Genomic DNA, 18,468 nt, shown 5'->3' on the forward strand with positions numbered 1-18,468 from the left:
AGACGTCCGTCCACGCCGGTCGGGACGGATCGCTCAGTCCGGCAGGAAGCTGTAGAGGTACAGGCCGGCCGAGCCGGCGACGGCCAGGCCCGTGGAGTCCGGCAGCCAGCAGCAGCCGCGGGCCGCGCCTTCGAACCGGATCATCGTGCGGCACTGCCAGGTCAGCGGGTCCCAGACCCGCACCGACCCGTCCCCGCCGACCGTCGCGAGCCAGGCGCCGTCCGGGGAGAAGCTCGCCTCCCGCACCGTGTGCGCGTGACCGTGCAGGACGGCCAGCGCCCGCCCGGTCACGACTTCCCAGACCCGCACGGTGTGGTCCGCGCCGGTCGAGACCAGGACGCGGCCCGCCGGGTCGGTGGTCAGCCCGAGCACCGGGTCGGTGTGGCCGGGCAGCGAGGCGCGCTGCTCGAGGGTCGCCACGTCCCAGATCCGCACGGTGGCGTCGTCCCCGCCGGAGGCGAGCCAGGTGCCGTCCGGACCGGCGACGCAGGCCTGCACCCCCTCGGTGTGGCCGGCGAAGGTGGCCATCCACTCCCCGGACTCGGTGTCCCACAGCCGCACCGAGCCGTCCTCGCAGCCGCCGGCCACCCAGGAGCCGTCCGCGGAGACGGTGAAGCCGAGGATCGCCACGTCGGCGGTCAGCACGGCGCGGACGACGCCGGTGGCGGGCTCCCACAGCCGCAGCGCGGTCGGCTGCGCCGACACCACGACCCAGCGCCCGCCGGGGCCGGCCCGGCAGCCGCGGGCCGGGCCGGGCAGGCCCGCCATCGCCGCGCCCGGCTCGCCGGTGACCGGGTCCCAGGCCGTGACGGTGCCGTCGTCGCTGGAGGAGACCACCAGGCCGCCGGCCACGACGGCGCAGCCGCGGGCCCCCTCGTTGCGCCCCGCGGTCGACGGGCGCGGCAGGTCGCTGCCGGTGCTCCAGACCCGGATCGTGCCGTAGCGCCCGGCGGAGGCGATCCAGGAGCCGTCCGGGGCGACGACACAGGCCCGCGTCCCGGTGGCCCCGGTGAGCTCGGCCCGCTGGCCGCCGGTGGGGAGATCCCGGACGGAGATCGCGTCCCCGGCCGGCGCCACCAGGTAGGAGCCGTCCGGGGCGACCGCGCAGGCCCGTACGGGGCGGCTGCCGTCGCTGAGCACCCCGGTCTGGCGGCCGGCGGCGGTGTCCCAGCGACGCAACGTGCCGTCCTCGCCCGCCGAGACCAGCCAGGAGCCGTCCGGGCCGAACGCCAGCGCAAGCACCGGACCGGCGTGACCGGCCAGCCGCCGGAGGATCTCGCCGGTCAGCGGGTCGTGCAGCCGGATGGTCCCGTCCTCGCCGCCGGTCGCGACGACGGCTCCGCCCGGCCCGGTGGCGCAGCAGCGCAGCCGCCCGCCGGTGACCGGCACCGCGAGCCTCGGCGTGCCGGTGGTGGCGTCCCAGGTCCGCAACGAGCCGTCGTCGCCGACGGTGATCACACCGGTGCCGTCGGCGGTCACCGCGCAGCCGTTCACCGGGCCGTCGTGCCCGCGCAGGACGAGTCGCGCCACCGGGTCGGCCCCCTCGGGATCCCGGCCCCGCCGCTCCCGCTCCCCGGTGTCGCCGGGATCACCCGGCTCGGGGTCGTCCAGGTCGCCGCGGACGTCGTCGCCACGGACGTCGTCACCACGGACATCGTCGCCGGGGACGTCCCAGATCCGGGCGGTGCCGTCCTCGCCGGCCGAGACGAGCCAGCCGCTGCCGGGCGCGGCCGCGACGCCGAACACCTGGCCGACGTGGCCGGTGAGCACCGAGCGCGCCGTGCCCGCGCCGACCGTCCAGGTGCGGACGGTGCCGTCCATGCCTGCGGAGGCCAGCCACGACCCGTCCGGGGCGACGGCCAGCGCGAGGACCTGGCGGTGGTGGCCGGCCAGCACCCGGCGCAGCGCGGGGTGCGGCTGGTCGGGCAGCGTCCACCGGTTGACCAGCCGTGGCCCGCTCAGCCGCCGGGCCAGCGCGGCGCGGGCCGGTTCGAGCGCGCGGATGCCGTCGAGCCGGCTCAGCAGGGTCGTGCCCAGCGCCTCTGCGGGCTCGGTGGGGCCGAGCAGGTGCGCGTTCTGCCCGAGCGCCCGGCTCAGCGCGGGCAGCACCGGGTCGTCCGGCCGCACCCTGCCGGCGACGGCCAGGTCGGCCTCGACCGCCACCGGCCCGAGCCGGGCGACGGAGAGCTTCCCGACCGTCCAGCGCAGGTCCCCGAGCAGCGCGGCGAGCTCGTCGTGCCGGCCGGCGCCGGCCAGGTGCCGGGCGAGATGCTCCCAGAGGTAGCCGGCCCGCTCCGGCGCCGTCCACCACGGGGCACGCACCCCGCCGGCCGGCTCGGACCCGCCGGCCGGGTCGTCAGCACCGCCAGCGCCGCCGGTGATCATGCCGGCGAGCGCGTCGCACAGGACGCCGTCCAGCTCGCGCAGGCGCTCCGCCCCGACCCGGGCCCGCAGGTAGGTCCGCAGGACGTCCTGCAGCACCAGCGACGGCGGGTCCCGCCGGTAGGCCACAACGAGGGAAAGGTCGGCGAACTCCTGGCACAGGTCGTCGACCTCGTCGGGGTCGAGATCGCCGGTCGCCGCCCAGTAGGCCTCCAGGACGTCCCGCGGGATCTCCACGTCCTCGCCGAAGACGGCCAGCTCGAGGTACTGGTCGAGCCGGTCGCCGGTGAGCAGGCCCAGGCTCGCCGACAGCGTCGCCTCGACGGCGAGCGTCCGTTCCTCGACCCGGCTGACGTCCAGTGCGGTCGGGCCGCGCCGCTCCAGCCGGCGCAGCACCCGCTCGGCCGCGCGGGGCACCGACATGCCGTCCCGGGTCTGGCGGACGACCGCCCGGTTGACCAGCGCGAGCAGCACCGGCCAGCGGCCGGTGACCACCAGCAGCCGGCGCAGGACGGCGTCGGGCAGCGGCGCGGGGACATCCCTGGTCAGCAGGCTGACCGCCTCGCCGTCGGCCATCGCGGGCACCTGGACGACGTCGGCGTCCGGCGGCAGGCCGCGCATCCGCGTGGTGATCAGGCGGACGCAGCCCGGCCCGCCCTGCAGGAACGGGCGCAGCTGGGCGCGCCGCCACACGTCGTCCAGGACGAGCAGCCGGGGCTCGGCGCCGAGCAGCTCACCGAGGCGGAACCCGGCCTGCTCGGGGTCCGACAGCGTCGGGCGGACCCCGGACAGCGCCTCGCTCAGGTCGTTGATCCGGTCGGCCAGGTGCGCCCCGGCCAGCGACTCGCCGAGGGTCACCCACAGCACCCCGCCGCCGAACCGGCGGGCGATCCGCGTGCTGCCGCACACGGCCGCGGCCAGCGTCGTCTTTCCGAAGCCGCCGGCGCCCGCGAGCACGACGGGGCGCGGGACGACCTCGGCGCCGACCGGGGGGGCCGAGGGGGCCGGGGCGTCCGGGGCGCTCGCGGGCGGCAGCAGCCGGCGCAGCACGGCCTCGGTGAGCTCCGGGCGTTCCACCAGCCCCCGGACGGCCGGCACCATCCAGGGGCGGCGCAGCCATCCACCGCCAGGGCCCAGACCCGGGACGAGGACGGGCCGCGGGCCCGGGGGGCCCGGGGGGACGTCGCCGAACCCGGGCAGCGTGCGGGTCGCCCGCCGCTCGCTGTCCCGCAGCTTGACCAGGGCGTCGAGCACGGCGGTCTCCAGCCGGCCGTCCCGGAACCCGGCGACGATGGTGCCGCCGTCCCGCAGCCGCGCCCGGAAGGCCTCCTGCCGCTCGCCGTAGGCGGGGTCGACGAACTCGCGGAAGGGGACCTCCGCGTCGTCCTCGAGGAGGAACACCAGGCGGGGCATGCCCGCCTCGGTGGCCGCCTGGAACTCGAGCTCGGTGTAGGAAAGGTGCGGCAGCTCCCGGACGGGCGACCCGTAGCGGAACCCGATGAGACCGATGTAGACGTCGCTCTCCTGGACCTGCCGGACGCAGAACTCGGCCGGGTTGTCGGCGCGCGCGCCGAAGTACTCCATGTCGACGACACGGTCACCGGCCAGCGCGACGGCGCGCTCGGCGGCGGCCACGAACGACCGGTCCCGCGGGAAACGCCGCAGCTCGGCCGTGTGACTGAGGAAGATCACCCGGCGACGGTCCGGGCCGCGCGGGTCGCCCGCCCACGGGGCGACCACCCCCGCGGGCCACATCCCGGACTCGCCCCGCAGCTCGACCGAACCCCCCGCCACCACGTCCGGCGCGGCGGGCACGGCGAGGCTGCCGGGCGGTTCGGACGGCAGCCCCTCCGGCACAGACACATCCGGCAAATTACCGGATCACCTCCGGCAGGGCGCGCAGACGCTTCGCCGACGCCGCCCAGGTCGGCGCCGGTCGTCACCCGAAACCACGCGGGTGCCGGAAGAACTCCGTCGATCAGGTAATAAGGACCAGTGGACATCACCCCGGCCGCCGAACCCGCCGCCGCGCCCGCGCTCGCGCCGGACGCCGTACCGGTCGTCCCCGACCTCGACCACGAGGCCATGACGGCCGCGCGCCACCGGCAGGGCCTGCTCACCAAACCGCCGGGCGCCCTGGGCCGCCTCGAGGACCTGTCGGTCTGGATCGCCGGCGCGCAGGGCACCTGCCCGCCGCGGCCGTTGCGCCGGGTCCGGGTGGTGGTCATCGCCGGGGACCACGGCATCGCCACGGCCGGCGTGTCCGCGTTCCCGTCCGAGGTGACCGCGCAGATGGTCGCGAACTTCGCCGCCGGCGGCGCGGCCGTCAACGTGCTGGCCCGCCAGGTCGGCGCGTCGGTGCGGGTGGTGGACGTCGCCGTCGACACCCCCGTGCCCACCACGGCGGGCGGGGCGGACGGCAGCGCGTCTCCCGAGCGGTACCGGGTCCGGCGCGGGAGCGGGCGGATCGACCGGACCGACGCACTCACCGCCGCCGAGGTCGACGCCGCCTTCGCCGTCGGCCGGCTGATCGCCGACGAGGAGATCGACGCCGGCGCCGACCTGCTCGTCCCCGGCGAGATGGGCATCGGCAACACCACGCCCGCCGCCGCCGTGGTGGGCACGCTGCTCGACCGCGAGCCGATCGAGGTCGTCGGCCGCGGCACCGGCATCGACGACGAGCGCTGGATGCTCAAGACGGCCGCGATCCGGGACGCGATGCGCCGCGCCCGGCCGTACGCCGGCAACGCTCGCTCCGTTCTGCGGGTCGCCGGTGGGGCGGATCTCGCCGCGCTCGCCGGCCTCCTCGTCCAGGCCGGGGTGCGGCGCACGCCCGTCGTGCTCGACGGCGTGATCGTCTGCGCGGCGGCGCTGGCCGCCGAGATGATCGCGCCCGGGGCGAAGCGGTGGTGGGTGGCGGGGACCCGTTCCACCGAGCCGGCGCAGCGCCTCGTCCTCGACCACCTCGGGCTGGAGCCGCTCCTGGACGCCGGCCTGCGGCTCGGGGAGGGCACCGGCGCGCTGCTGGCCGTCCCGATGCTGACGGCCGCGCAGGCCACGCTGGCCGAGATGGCGACGTTCGACCAGGCCGGGGTGAGCGCCAAAGAGCCGGCCGCGCCCGACACCGCCGACACCACAGACACCGAGCCGGGTGACCCCGAGCCAGGGGCCCCCGGCAGCTACGAGCCGCCCACGGTCGGCCCGGCCGCCCCCGGGCCGACCGGTTCCGGCATGCCCGGACTCGACCTGGGGATGCTCGGCCTGATCACGCCGGACTCCACCCAGACCGGGCCCACACCTGCCGAACCGGCCGCTGACAGGCCGGGCGCCGATGGGCCGGGCGCGGGCGGCACTGCCGGCAGCGCGCCGTGACCGTCTGATGATCGAGGCGCGCGCGGCCTTCACCCTGCTCACCGTGTTGCCCGTCCGCGGCCCGGAACGCCTGGACCGGACGGTCGCCGGGCGCGCCATGGCCCTCGCCCCGCTGGTCGGCCTGGTGCTCGGATTCGTCAGCGCGCTGCTGGTGGTGACGACGCGCATCGTCACGAAGGTCCCGCACGAGCGCCCCCAGACCATGCTGCCCGCCGTGCTCGGGGTGGCGCTGCTGGCCCTGCTCACCCGCGGCCTGCACCTCGACGGCCTGGCCGACGTGGGGGACGCGTTCGGCGTCCGCGGCGGGCGGGAGCGGGCGCTGGCCGTGATGCGGGAGTCGACGATCGGCGCGTTCGGGGCGATCACCGTCCTGTTCGTCGTCCTCGTCCAGGTGAGCGCGCTCAGCGTCGCGATCACCGCCCACCGGGGGACCGTCTCGATCCTCGTCGCGGCGATGGCCGGCCGCCTCGCGGCCACGCTGTCCTGCGTCGAGGGCATCCCCTCCGCCCGACCGGACGGGCTCGGCGCCCTGGTCGCCGGCTCCGTGCGGCGCCGGGACGCGGTGCTGGCCACGGTGGGCGTCCTCGTCGTCGCGGGACTGGCCGGCCGGCTCGACTACGACGGCGGCGACACCGGCCGGGCCGTCCGCGCGATCATCGCCGTCGCCGTGGGGGTCGCCGTCTCCACCGCGCTACGGCGCTGGCTGGTGCGCCGCTTCGGCGGCATCACCGGGGACACCCTCGGCGCCACGATCGAGATCACGTCCATGGTGACCCTGCTGACGATGGCGTCGACTATCCCGAATCCGGTCCTGCGCTCCCTCGGCCTCGACTAGTACCAAGTCGGACGTAGCTCAGCATCACGGCCCGGGTGGAGTTCCGCGGACTTGTGCCGCGGCCCGCGGCTGGTCGGCACCTTGGTGCCAGTGCGACGAAAGCCCGTAGCGATCATCCGGATCGGGCGGCCGCGGAACCGGACCCGAAGTTACCCGCTGGTAGATATCGGTGCCCTGACTCCCGGAGGACCTTTCGGGGCCCGCCCAGCAGGATTCGCGCCTCGCGGTACCACTCGCGAAGCGTTGTCCGCCGCGGCCCCTGCGTGACTCACTGGTCGCCACCACCGACGCACAGTCGGCGAGCATCGCCGCGCAGAGTACCGGGCGCGGGCCGAGGAGGACCTGTGAGACTCCGTCCCAGCCATGTTCGGGAACCGATCCCCAACGCAGTCGGGGCCGGGAGCGGGCCGCCCTCCCGGCGGCGCGCGGCGCGCGCGCCGATGGCGGTGGTGCTCACGGGCCTCGCGCTGCTGGCGTTACCGGCCTGCTGGACCGTGCCGGGCGGCGGCCCGGGCGGACCTCCGCCTGACATCGCGGCCGACCTGTCGCAGGAGCTGACCGGTGGGAACGGCCCGTTCATCGGCGCCGCCGTCACGGTGGACCTGGCCCAGGCCGGCTACGTCGAGCACGAGTACGCGGCGGCCGGGACGGCGTCGTCCTACCGCGCCGTGGGCGGGCTCCCCCAGGACGGCCGATGGACGTTCGAACCCGACGGGAGCGCCTCGTACCGCACCCGGGTCCTCGTACGCCGGCCGGCTCAGGCCGCGGAGTTCAGCGGCACTGTGATCGTCGAATGGCTGAACGTCAGCGGCGGGGTGGACGCCGACCCCGAGTGGGCCAACCTGCACGAGGAGATCACCCGGCAGGGCCATGTCTGGGTCGGCGTGTCCGCGCAGCAGATCGGCGTGATCGGCGGCCAGGTTCTCGTGCAGGCCCCCGGCCCCGGCTCGGAGCTCGCCGGCAAGGGACTGAAGGCGATCGATCCGGCCCGGTACGGCTCGCTGGCGCACCCCGGCGACGGGTTCTCGACCGACCAGACGGCACCCGTGTTCGACGTGCAGACCGAGTCGGACCTGACCGGCATCCTCAACTCCAGCAAGGCCCGGCAGCCCGACAGCGACCGCTTCCGGCTGTGGGAGGTCGCCGGCACCGCACACGCCGACGCGCACCTGCTCGGCGCCAACGCGGCCTCGATCGACTGCGGCGTCCCGATCAACAACGGTCCCCTGCACCTGGTCGCGAAGGCTGCCCTGCAGGGGCTCACCGACTGGCTGGAGACCGGCCGGGCACCGGTCACCGGGCCGCGCGTCGAGCTGGCGGAAGGCCTGCTGCCGGGCGTGCGCCGTGACGCGGACGGCATCGCCCTCGGTGGTGTCCGCACACCGCCCGTCGACGTTCCCATCGACGTGCTCTCGGGTGATCCCGGGCCGAAGCTGTCGACGATCTGCCTGCTGCTCGGCTCGACCACGCCACTTCCCGCCGACCGCGTCGCCGAGCTGTACCCGACCCGCGCGGCCTACCAGCAGCGTTACGGCACCAGCGCCGACAAGACCGTCGAGGCCGGATTCGTCCTGCGCGAGGACCGCGCCGCCCTGCTGGACTTCGCCGAGCCGGAACGCGTGACCGGCTGACACCGCTCGTCACCCGCTGAGGCGGGCCGCCGGGCGCCCGGGAGTCCGGCCGCCCGGCGGCTCGCGTCGGCGCGGCCCGCCGGCGTCATCTGGGAGAGGCGGAGACGAACGGCGGGCGGACGACCGTCATCGTCGAGACGCGGCCGCGCACGTCCACGGCCACCTCGTCGCCGGCGGTCACGGAGCGGTCGAGCAGGGCAAGGCCGATGCCCTGCCGCAGGGTCGGGGAGAACGTGCCGCTGGTGACCTCGCCGAGCTCGGCACCGTCCGGGCCGCTCACCCGCATGTGCGGGCGCGGGATGCCGCGGTCGTTCGAGCGCAGCCCCCACAGTGACCGCGCCGGGCCCGCCGCGCGCTCGGCGAGCAGCGCCTCGCGGCCCCAGAACGCCGGCTTGTCCCAGCCGACGGCCCACCCCGACCGGGCCTGCACCGGGCTGATGGACAGGGAGAGATCCTGGCCGTGCAGCGGGTAGCCCATCTCGGTGCGCAGGGTGTCCCGGGCGCCGAGGCCACACGGCAGGCCACCGAGGCCGGTCACCACCGTCAGCAGCTCGTCCCAGAGCGGCACCGCGTCCGCCCAGCGCGGCAGGAGCTCGAAGCCCGCCTCGCCGGTGTAGCCGGAGCGGCAGACGATGACGGGCCGCCCCTTCCACTCGGCGTCGGCGAAGCTCATGTAGGCACCGTCGGCGGGCAGGCCGAGCTTGCGCAGCACCTCCGGCGCGGCGGGGCCCTGCACCGCGAGCACCGCGAACTCGGTGTGCAGGTCGGTGACGGCGACGCCGGCGGGCGCCTGCGCGGCGAGCCGCCGGACGACCTCGGCGGTGTTGGCCGCGTTGGGCACGAGGAACACGTTGTCGGCGGCGTAGTAGTAAGCGATCAGGTCGTCGACGACGCCGCCGGTCTCGTCGCAGCACAGCGTGTACTGCGCCTGGCCGGGGCCGACCCGCCTCAGGTCGTTGGTCAGGCAGGTGTTGACGAACTCGGCCGCGCCGGGGCCGGCGACCCGGGCCTTGCCCAGGTGGCTGACGTCGAAGATCCCCACCGCGCCGCGGACGGCCGCGTGCTCGGCGAGCACGCCCCGGCCGGCGTACTCGATCGGCATCTCCCACCCGCCGAAGGCGGCCGTCTTGGCGCCCAGCTCGACGTGCCGTTCGTGCAGCGGGGACCGACGCAGCTCTCCCATACCGGCAGCGTAGCCGCCCGGGACGTCACTTCGGCACGCCGGCGGCGGCCCGGACGGGACCACGTGGCCACGGGCCGGCGGGATGACGGCGCGGTGACGGGGCGATTTCCCGCTGTCCCCTCCGGCCACCGGCAGCCCACCGCCTCGGTGCCACACCAGGCCACAGGTCCCAGGGCCCAATACGCTCGAAGCATGACCGTCACCTCTGCCGCCTCCGCAGCCCTCACCGACCTCGACGTCGACGCCGTCGTGATCGGAATGGCCAAGGGCGACGACGGTCCGGTGCCCCTCGGCGGGACCGGCGCCCTCGACGCGGCGCTCGGCGGCCGGCTGGCCCGGATCCTCGCCGACCTCGGCGCGACCGGAGCCACCGGCGACATCGTCCGCTTCGCCACGCTCGGGACGCTGAAGGCCCCGACCGTGCTCGCGGTCGGCGTCGGGGAGCACGCCGCGTTCACCGCCGGTACCGCCGGAGCGGGTGAGGAAGCGGGCGGTGCCAGCGCCGACACCGACACCGAGACGCTGCGCCGCGCGGCCGGCGCCGCCGTCCGCGCGCTCGCCGGCACCGCCCGGGTCGCCTCGACGCTCGCGCTCGCCACCGGGCGGCCCACCGCGTCCACGCTGCGCGCGGCGGCCGAGGGCTCGCTGCTGGGCGCCTACGCGTTCGACAGCCTGCGCACCTCGCCGAACGGGCCTGCACCCGTGCGCGAGCTGGTCCTGACGGTCGAGGACCCGTCCGACCTGGCGGCGGCCGAGGCCGCACTGGAGCGTGCGACGATCATCGGTGAGGCCGTCACGCTGGTGCGGGACCTGGTGAACACCCCGCCGAGCCACCTCTCGCCGGCCCGGCTGGCCGAGATCGCGGTGGAGCGTGGCGACGCGGCCGGCGTCGAGGTGACGGTGCTCGACGAGGAGGCGCTAGCCGAGGGCGGCTACGGAGGCCTGCTCGGTGTCGGCCAGGGCTCGGCCAACCCGCCGCGGCTGATCCGGCTGCGCTACCAGGGTGCCGCCGGCACCGGGGCGGCCGGGGGCGAGCCGGCCGGCACCGACCTCGCCCTGGTGGGCAAGGGCATCACGTTCGACTCCGGCGGCCTGTCGCTGAAGCCGCCGGTGTCCATGGAGTGGATGAAGAGCGACATGGCCGGCGCGGCCTCCGTGCTCGCGGCCGTCGTCGCGGCCGCACGGCTGGGCCTGGCGCTCAACGTGACCGGCTGGATGCCGTGCGCGGAGAACATGCCCTCCGGCGACGCCATCCGGCCCTCCGACGTGATCACGCTGCGCGGCGGCAAGCGGGTCGAGGTGCTCAACACCGACGCCGAGGGGCGGCTCGTGCTCGGCGACGCGCTGGCCCGCGCCTCCGAGGACACTCCGGCGCTCGTCGTTGACGTCGCCACCCTCACCGGCGCGCAGATCGTCGCGCTGGGCACCCGCACGAGCGGGGTGATGGGCCGCTCCGAGGCGACCGACGCGGTGGTCGCCGCCGCCGGGCGCGCCGGCGAGACGGTATGGCCGATGCCGATGCCGCCGGAGCTGCGCAAGAGCCTCGACTCGGTGGTCGCCGACCTGGCGAACGTGGCGCCGGGCGGGAACCGCGACGCGGGCATGCTGCTCGCCGCCCACTTCCTCGCCGCCTTCGTGCCCGAGGAGATCCCCTGGGCGCACGTCGACATCGCCGGCCCGTCCTGGAACGGCGGCGAGCCCTACGGCTACACGCCCAGAGGCGGTACCGGGGCCATCGTGCGCACCCTCGTCCAGCTCGCCGAGGACAGGGCCGCCACCACCCCGTGACGTGCGGCGCCACCGCCACGCGCCGCCGCGCGAGAGGCCGGGTGAGAGGCCGGGTGACACGAACGGACGTCGCGTGATGCGGCACAGTCGGCGCAGTCTGTCCAGTCCAACCGCCTCGTCGTGAAAGACTGGGCGGGCCGGAGCGTGTCACCCGGCGGGACGCCCGTCCCGCGGTCGGGTGCCGCCCCGGCGGGGCTCACCGACCTGGACGACGACCACGCTCCTCCCCGCCGCCAGGCCGTGACCCCACCCGTCCGCAAGTCGACGAAGAAGGGATCCCTCGCGTGGCGGACACAGCGGCCGGTCCCGTCGACCTGGTCGTCCTCGGGGGTGGCAGCGGCGGGTACGCCGCCGCGCTGCGCGCCGCCGAGCTCGGCCTGCGGGTCGTCCTGATCGAGAAGGACAAGCTCGGCGGCACCTGCCTGCACCGCGGCTGCATCCCGACGAAGGCGCTGCTGCACGCGGCGGAGGTCGTCGACACCGTCGCCGCCAGCGAGACCTTCGGCATCCGGGCCACCCTGGACGGCATCGACATGGCCGGGGTCGGCGCATACCGCGACTCGGTGGTCGACGGCCTGTACAAGGGCCTGAGCGGACTGGTCCGGGCCCGGGGCATCGAGGTCGTCACGGGCACCGGCCGGCTGGTGTCCCCGACCGCGGTGACCGTCGGCGACCGGGTGGTCGAGGCCCGGCACGTGCTGCTCGCCACCGGCTCGGCCGCGCGAACGCTGCCCGGCCTCGACCTCGACCACCGGACGGTCATCGACAGCGGGGACGCGCTGGCGCTGGAGCACGTCCCGGGGTCGGTGGTGGTGCTCGGCGGCGGGGCGATCGGCTGCGAGTTCGCGTCGGTCTGGCGTTCGTTCGGCGCCGAGGTGACCATCGTCGAGGCGCTGGGCCATCTCGTCCCGGCCGAGGACGAGGCCAGCTCGAAGCTGCTCGAACGCGCGTTCCGCGCCCGGGGCATCGCCCTGCGCCTCGGGGTGCCTCTCGCGGGCGCGAAGACCACCGACCAGGGCGTGACCGTCGTCCTGGAGGACGGGTCCACCGTCGACGCCGAGCTCCTGCTCGTCGCGGTCGGGCGCGGCCCGGTTTCCGCCGGCCTCGGCCTGGACGAGGTCGGCGTCTCGACGGACCGCGGCCATGTCCTCGTCGACACGCACCTGCGGACGAACATCCCCACGGTCTCGGCCCTCGGGGACGTCCGGCCCGGGCCACAACTGGCCCACGTCGCGTTCGCCGAGGGCATCCTCGCGGCCGAGCTGCTCGCCGGGCTCGACCCGGTACCGGTCGACTACGACAACGTCCCGCGGGTCACCTACTCCCATCCCGAGGTGGCGTCCGTGGGTCTGACCGCGGCCGCCGCCCGGGAACGCCACGGGGAGATCAACACCGCCACATACCACCTGGCGGGCAACGGAAAGGCACGGATCCTGCGCTCCGCGGGCGCGGTGACCGTGGTCTCGGCTGCGGACGGCCCGGTCGTCGGCGTCCACATGGTGGGCGACCGGGTCGGCGAGCTCATCGCCGAGGCCCAGCTCATCACCAACTGGGAGGCATACCCCGCCGACGTGGCCCAGCTCCTCCACCCGCACCCGACCCTCTCCGAGGCGCTCGGCGAGGCGCACCTCGCTCTCGCCGGCAAGCCACTGCACGTCCACAGCTAGGCACGTCCACAGCTAGCCCGCGGTGCCCGCGTCCGCCCCGCCCGGCCCGACCGGGTGTGGTGGGGAGGGCGCCGGGCGCGACGAAGGAGTCGTTGTCAGCATGTCAGTATCCGTCACGATGCCCCGCCTCGGGGAGAGCGTCTCCGAGGGGACGGTCACCCGCTGGCTGAAGAAGGAAGGCGAGCGGGTCGAGGCCGACGAGCCGCTCCTCGAGGTCAGCACCGACAAGGTCGACACCGAGATCCCCGCGCCGGCCTCCGGCGTGCTCGGCTCGATCAAGGTCGCCGAGGACGAGACCGTCGAGGTCGGCGTCGAGCTGGCTGTCATCGAGGACGGCGCCGCGGGTGCCGGCGCGGCGGCCGCGCCCGCCGAGGCCCCCGCCGCGGCCCCGGAGCCTCCGCCGGCACCTGCCGCCGCCGCGCCGCCCCCGCCGCCTGCTCCCCCCGCTCCGCCGGCGCCGGCGCCGGCGCCCGCTCCCGCGGCGGCACCGCCTCCGCCGCCGGCTCCCGTCACGCCGGTGCCCGCGCAGGCCCCGGTCGCCGCCCCGGACGCCGCCGCCGACGGTCTCGGCCGGTACGTGACGCCGCTGGTCCGCAAGATGGCCGCGGAGCTGGGCGTCGACCTCGGCTCGGTCACCGGCAGCGGCCCGGGTGGACGCATCACCAAGCAGGACATCCAGGACGCGGCGAAGTCCCGCGGCTCCGCGCCGGCCGCGGCTCCCAGCGCCCCCGCCGCTCCGGCTGCGCCGGCCGCTCCCGCCCCGGCGCAGGCGCCCACGGCGCCCGCGGCCGCCCGGCCGGCTCCCGCCGCCGCGCCGACCGCGTCCACCGCGCCCCGTGGCCGCACCGAGAAGCTGACCCGGCTGCGCTCGCTGGTCGCCCGTCGGATGGTCGAGTCGCTGCAGGTCAGCGCGCAGCTCACCACCGTCGTGGAGGCCGACGTCACGCGGATCGCGAAGCTGCGCGAGCGGGCCAAGGCGAACTTCCAGGCCCGCGAGGGCGTGAAGCTGTCGTTCCTGCCGTTCTTCGCGGTGGCCGCGTGCGAGGCACTGCGCGAGCACCCGGGGATCAACTCCAGCATCGACCTGGAGGCGGGCACGGTCACCTACCACGACTCGGAGAACCTCGGCATCGCCGTCGACACCGACCGTGGCCTGGTCGTCCCGGTGATCCACAACGCCAGCGACCTGAACCTCAGCGGGATGGCCCGCAAGATCGACGAGCTGGCCGCGCGGACCCGCGCCAACCAGGTGTCCCCGGACGACCTGGGCGGCGGCACTTTCACGCTGACCAACACCGGCAGCCGCGGCGCCCTGTTCGACACCCCGATCATCAACCAGCCGCAGGTGGCGATCCTGGGCACCGGGTCGGTCGTGAAGCGCCCGGCCGTCGTCACCGATCCCGAGCTCGGCGAGGTGATCGCCATCCGGTCGAAGGTCTACCTGGCCCTCACCTACGACCACCGGATCGTGGATGGCGCCGACGCGGCCCGGTTCCTCACCGCGATCGCCAGCCGTCTCGAGGAAGGCGCCTTCGAGGCCGAGCTCGGGCTGTAGCCACGAGTTCGGCGCTGTAGGCACCAGCAAGGCAGGCAGGCAGGGCCGGCGGCGGTCGGGCGGGTCCACGGGCCCACCCGGCCGCCGCTGTCGTTCGCGGGGAGACACGCCGGGCCTGGTGCGGGAGAACGTGCCGCGCCGGCGCCCGAAACCCGGCCGACCCGTCCGCCCCGCCTGCCCGGTCCGGCGGCCGGCGCGGTCCGGCGGCGCAGGTGGCCGCGGCCGGCTAGGGTGACGTCCGGGCCCCGGGGTCGCCGTGCCACGGACTCCAGGTCCAGGAGGGTCGGATGGGGGTCCCGGACGCATGAAGGTCGCCGTCACCGGCTCGTCCGGGCTGATCGGTTCGGCGTTGCTGCCCGCGCTGCGCGGGGACGGCCACGAGGTCGTCACCCTCGTCCGGCGCCCGCCGCGCGACCCGTCCGAGATCCGCTGGGACCCGGCGGCCGGCACGCTGGACGCCGCCGCCCTGGCCGGCGTGGACGGCGTCGTGAACCTGGCCGGCGCCGGCATCGGCGACCACCGGTGGACCGCCGCCTACAAGCAGACCCTTCGGAGCAGCCGCATCGACGGCACCCGCCTGCTCGCCGAGGCCCTCGCCGGCCTCGACCCGCGCCCGCGGGTCCTGCTCTCCGGCAGCGCCATCGGCTGGTACGGCACGAACGCCGGCTCGGCCGGCGCCGCGCTGGACGAGACGGCCCCGCCCGGCACCGGCTTCCTCGCCGAGCTCGCCCGTGACTGGGAGAACGCGACCACAGCGGCGCAGGATGCCGGCATCCGGGTCGTCCGGGTGCGCACCGGCATCGTCCTCTCCGGGCGCGGTGGGACCCTCCAACGGCTGCTCCCGATCTTCCGGCGCGGAGCCGGCGGCCGGCTGGGCTCGGGGCGCCAGTGGCTCAGCTGGATCAGCCTGGCCGACACCGTCGACGCGCTGTGCTTCCTCCTGGAGGCCGACGGAGTACGCGGGCCGGTCAACCTGGTGGCGCCCACCCCGGTGACGAACGCGGAGTTCACGTCGGCGCTGGCGCGGACGCTACAGCGCCCGGCCTTCGCCCAGGTACCGCGCTTCGCACTACGCCTGGCCCTGGGCGAGTTCGCCGACGAGGGACCACTCGCCTCCCAGCGGCTCGCGCCGGCCACGCTGGTCGACGCCGGGTTCCGGTTCAACCACTCCGACCTCGCCACGGCACTGGCCGATGCCGTGCACCGCGGCGCCTGAACCGGGCCGCCGGGTCCGGCCGCTCGCTCAGCCGGGGGCCGTCTTGACGCTCTCGGCCTGCCGCCAGCCCGCCTCGGTCCGCCACAGGGTGAGATCCTTCGTCTCCGGCGGGCTGGCCGGCTGTTGGGCCAGCACATCGCCCGCCTCGCCGACGAAGTCGTAGGCCCCCACGATCTCGGTGACCCGTAGGACCACCCGGTCGGCTTCCTCCTCACGAACCACGACGTCGACGATCTCGATCCGCACCGGCGTGGAGCGCCCGCGTCGCCGGACCATTTCCCGGATCGATGCCCGGTCCGACTCCAGGACGGCGCTGCCGGGCGCGTCCGCGAGGCCGAGGGCGGTCTCGTCCGCCCGCTCGAAGGCCTTGCTGCGGGCGGTGTTGAGCTCGTCGAGCACGGCTCGCCACACCTGTTCCGGGGTCTGCCCGCTGACGGGGCTCGCGGTCGGGTCCGCGCGGGCGGTGCTCCCGGTGGGCACGGGTTGACGGGTGGCGTCCGACCCGGAGTCATGGGCCAGCAGGAGCGCGGCGATGGCGACGATCACCAGACCGACGCCCGCGAGCACCGGGAACAACACGGGGTGCCGCCGCCGGCCGCCGGCCCGCTCCCCCGCTGCCCGGCGTGCCCTGGCCGCGCGCGGTGCCGGGGAGTGGGTGGTGCCCCGGGCGCGGGCGGGCGCCGCGGCCCGGCCGGCGCGGCGGCGGGTGCCGGCCCGGTCGTGGTTCACCGGTCGCAGCGAGCCCACCAGGTCGGCTGGTTCGGCCGGTGCGGTCCGCCCGTCATGCGGCGGCCGGATGCCCTCGGCGTCGGCCTCCCTGGGCGCCGGGCCGCCCGCGCCGGGCGGCGGTGGCTCCTCGTCCTCGTCCGGGATCACCTGACCGGTCGCGAGGTACAGACCGTAGGGATCATCCCGACCGGCGGGCCGCGGGGTTTCCGGTGGGCCGGCCGCGGAGCCCGGGTCGCCCTCGAAGCCCCGGTCGCCCGTGGCCGGGTCGCCCGGCCACGCCACGTCCTCGGCTGCCGACCACGGGTCCGGGTCGTCGCTGTCGCCGGCCTCGCCCCGGAGACTCTCGTCGGGATCCAGCAGGTCGCCCTGGTCGACCGGAGCGGCGTTCCCGCCGTCCGCGGGCCGGCCGGGCTCCGGGTCGACCTCGACAACCCCTGCTGCCCCGGGTGGCACGTCCGTCATCCGGACGGGAAGCGGCGTGGCGCTGCGGGCCAGCCCGGCCGCGAGCTCGGCGGCCGAGGGGCGGCGACGCGGGTCGTCCACCAGGGCCATCGCGACCGCGACGGCGACCGCGGCGGCGTCGGGCCCCGTCGCCTGGCGCATCGCGCCGAGCAGGAGGTCGGCGAGGTCGTGCACGTCCTCCGAGGCGGACACGCCCGGGTCGGTGAGGGCCGCGATGCCGGCGCCGGTGAGAACCGGCCGCCCGTTCGGCTCGAGGAGAATGTCCAGGGCGGTCAGCCCGCCGTGGTGCAGACCGGCCGCGTGCACCTCGGCCAGCGCCTGCGCCGCGGGTAGGCCGATGGTGACGACCTCGCCCGGGTCGAGCCGACCCCGCGCGCCGAGCAGCCGGGACAGGCTGACCGCCTCGTGCACCGGCTCGGTGGCGACGGCCAGGCCGTCGGGTGTGCGGATCACGTCCACCACGGAGGCCAGGTGCGGATGGCGGATGCCGAGCAGCAGCTGGGCCTCGTCGAAGGCCTCGGCGCGCAGCAGCGAGTCGGCCGGTAACCGAACGTAGCGGATGGTCACGTCCATGCCGAGCCGCTCGATCCGGCCGGCCCAGACCTCGCCGGCGCCGGCGTCGTATCGGCGGCCGTGCAGGAGGATTCCCGGCACGACGGGCTCGCCGCCGTGCCGCCCCAGCCGATCGCCGGAATCGTCGGTGAAGGTCACGAACGTCGACGCTAGGCGGATCCGACCACCTCTGCAGGACTCTTTCCCCTGCTGTGGATAACTTCCTCTCGAGCGGCGGCGGCGCGCCGCCGGGCGCGGACGGGCGCCCCGGGACGCCCCCGGGGCCGGTCAACCAGGAGTCATCTGTGCAGATCCTCGCGACGAGCGGCGGCTTCCGGCCCGACGGGCGGTGGGGCGCCCGGGTCGGACCACTGCTGGATCACGCGATCGAGCTCGCCGCCCCCGCCGGACGTCCCAGGCTGTGCCTGTTGCAGACCGCCCTGGGCGACGACCAGGCCGCCTACGCCCGCGGGTACGCGGCGCTGAGCCGGGACCGGCCGGACGTCGTGGTCTCCCACCTCGCGCTGTTCCCGATGCCCAACGTCGCCGACATCCGGGCCCACCTGCTCGCGCAGGACGTCGTCTGGGTCGGCGGCGGCAGCGTGGCCAACCTGCTGGCCGTGTGGCGGGCGCACGGCCTGGACCGGATCATGCGCGAGGTGTGGGAGGCCGGGGTCGTGCTGGGTGGGGTCTCCGCCGGCTCGCTGTGCTGGCACACCGGCGGCACCACCGACTCGTTCGGCCCCGACCTGTGCCCGGTGACGAACGGGCTGGGCCTGTTGCCGCACAGCAACACCCCGCACTACGACTCCGAGCCTGCGCGCCGGCCGCTCTACCAGCGCCTCGTCGCCGAGGGGACGCTGCCCGCCGGGTGGGCGACCGACGACGGCGCCGGCCTGCACTTCCGCGGCACCGAGCTCGTCGAGGCGGTGGCGGACCGGCCGGACGCCCACGCCTGGCGGGTCAAGCCGGGCCCGGCCGGGACGGCCGTCGAGACCCGGGTCCCGGCCAGGCTCCTCCCCGATCCGCGGACCGCGGCGGACCAGGCGCCGTAGCCGCGGCGATCCGGCTCCTGACAGCTCCCGACGGATCCCCA

11 protein-coding genes are annotated in these 18,468 nt (G+C 76.1%); 8 read left to right on the top strand and 3 right to left on the bottom strand.

Annotated features, from left to right (window positions below):
* Positions 1-33: 33 nt before the first annotated feature.
* Positions 34-4,239: a DUF4062 domain-containing protein gene (locus AC559T_RS22150; RefSeq protein WP_498869993.1), complete on the bottom strand. Its 4,206-nt coding sequence runs from the start codon at positions 4,237-4,239 to the stop codon at positions 34-36.
* A gap of 138 nt (positions 4,240-4,377) precedes the next feature.
* Between AC559T_RS22150 and cobT the strand changes: the two genes are divergently transcribed.
* From cobT to AC559T_RS22165, 3 genes are all read left to right on the top strand, one after another.
* A complete protein-coding gene (gene cobT, locus AC559T_RS22155) occupies positions 4,378-5,754 on the top strand; it encodes a nicotinate-nucleotide--dimethylbenzimidazole phosphoribosyltransferase (protein WP_498869978.1) in 1,377 nt (458 codons plus the stop codon).
* 7 nt (positions 5,755-5,761) lie between these two features.
* Positions 5,762-6,589: an adenosylcobinamide-GDP ribazoletransferase gene (gene cobS / locus AC559T_RS22160; RefSeq protein ID WP_071065398.1), complete on the top strand. Its 828-nt coding sequence runs from the start codon at positions 5,762-5,764 to the stop codon at positions 6,587-6,589.
* A 440-nt stretch (positions 6,590-7,029) separates the two neighbouring features.
* Complete coding sequence (locus AC559T_RS22165; protein ID WP_498869994.1) at positions 7,030-8,220, top strand: alpha/beta hydrolase domain-containing protein; 1,191 nt, start codon at positions 7,030-7,032, stop codon at positions 8,218-8,220.
* A gap of 85 nt (positions 8,221-8,305) precedes the next feature.
* Here AC559T_RS22165 and gcvT read toward each other — a convergent pair whose 3' ends face one another.
* On the bottom strand, positions 8,306-9,403 hold the full coding sequence (gcvT, locus tag AC559T_RS22170) for a glycine cleavage system aminomethyltransferase GcvT (protein WP_071065369.1): 1,098 nt from the start codon (positions 9,401-9,403) through the stop codon (positions 8,306-8,308).
* A gap of 192 nt (positions 9,404-9,595) precedes the next feature.
* Between gcvT and AC559T_RS22175 the strand changes: the two genes are divergently transcribed.
* From AC559T_RS22175 to AC559T_RS22190, 4 genes are all read left to right on the top strand, one after another.
* A complete protein-coding gene (locus tag AC559T_RS22175; protein WP_498869979.1) occupies positions 9,596-11,191 on the top strand; it encodes a leucyl aminopeptidase in 1,596 nt (531 codons plus the stop codon).
* Positions 11,192-11,475: 284 nt separating this feature from the next.
* Positions 11,476-12,858 (top strand): dihydrolipoyl dehydrogenase, encoded by a 1,383-nt coding sequence (gene lpdA / locus AC559T_RS22180; RefSeq protein WP_071065371.1) that lies wholly within the window; start codon positions 11,476-11,478, stop codon positions 12,856-12,858.
* Positions 12,859-12,958: 100 nt separating this feature from the next.
* The gene (gene sucB, locus AC559T_RS22185) at positions 12,959-14,413 is read left to right on the top strand and encodes a 2-oxoglutarate dehydrogenase, E2 component, dihydrolipoamide succinyltransferase (RefSeq protein ID WP_498869980.1); all 1,455 of its coding nucleotides are present in this window, start codon (positions 12,959-12,961) and stop codon (positions 14,411-14,413) included.
* A 304-nt stretch (positions 14,414-14,717) separates the two neighbouring features.
* On the top strand, positions 14,718-15,629 hold the full coding sequence (locus AC559T_RS22190) for a TIGR01777 family oxidoreductase (RefSeq protein WP_498869981.1): 912 nt from the start codon (positions 14,718-14,720) through the stop codon (positions 15,627-15,629).
* Between the two features lie 27 nt (positions 15,630-15,656).
* Here AC559T_RS22190 and AC559T_RS22195 read toward each other — a convergent pair whose 3' ends face one another.
* Positions 15,657-17,531, bottom strand: coding sequence for a protein kinase (locus AC559T_RS22195; protein ID WP_498869982.1), 1,875 nt, complete (start codon positions 17,529-17,531; stop codon positions 15,657-15,659).
* 146 nt (positions 17,532-17,677) lie between these two features.
* Here AC559T_RS22195 and AC559T_RS22200 point away from each other — a divergent pair, with 146 nt between their 5' ends.
* Positions 17,678-18,427, top strand: coding sequence for a Type 1 glutamine amidotransferase-like domain-containing protein (locus AC559T_RS22200; protein WP_498869995.1), 750 nt, complete (start codon positions 17,678-17,680; stop codon positions 18,425-18,427).
* The last annotated feature ends 41 nt before the right edge of the window (positions 18,428-18,468 follow it).

Origin of the sequence: Frankia sp. Hr75.2, assembly GCF_949319125.1 — a bacterium.
Lineage (GTDB): Bacteria > Actinomycetota > Actinomycetes > Frankiales > Frankiaceae > Parafrankia > Parafrankia soli.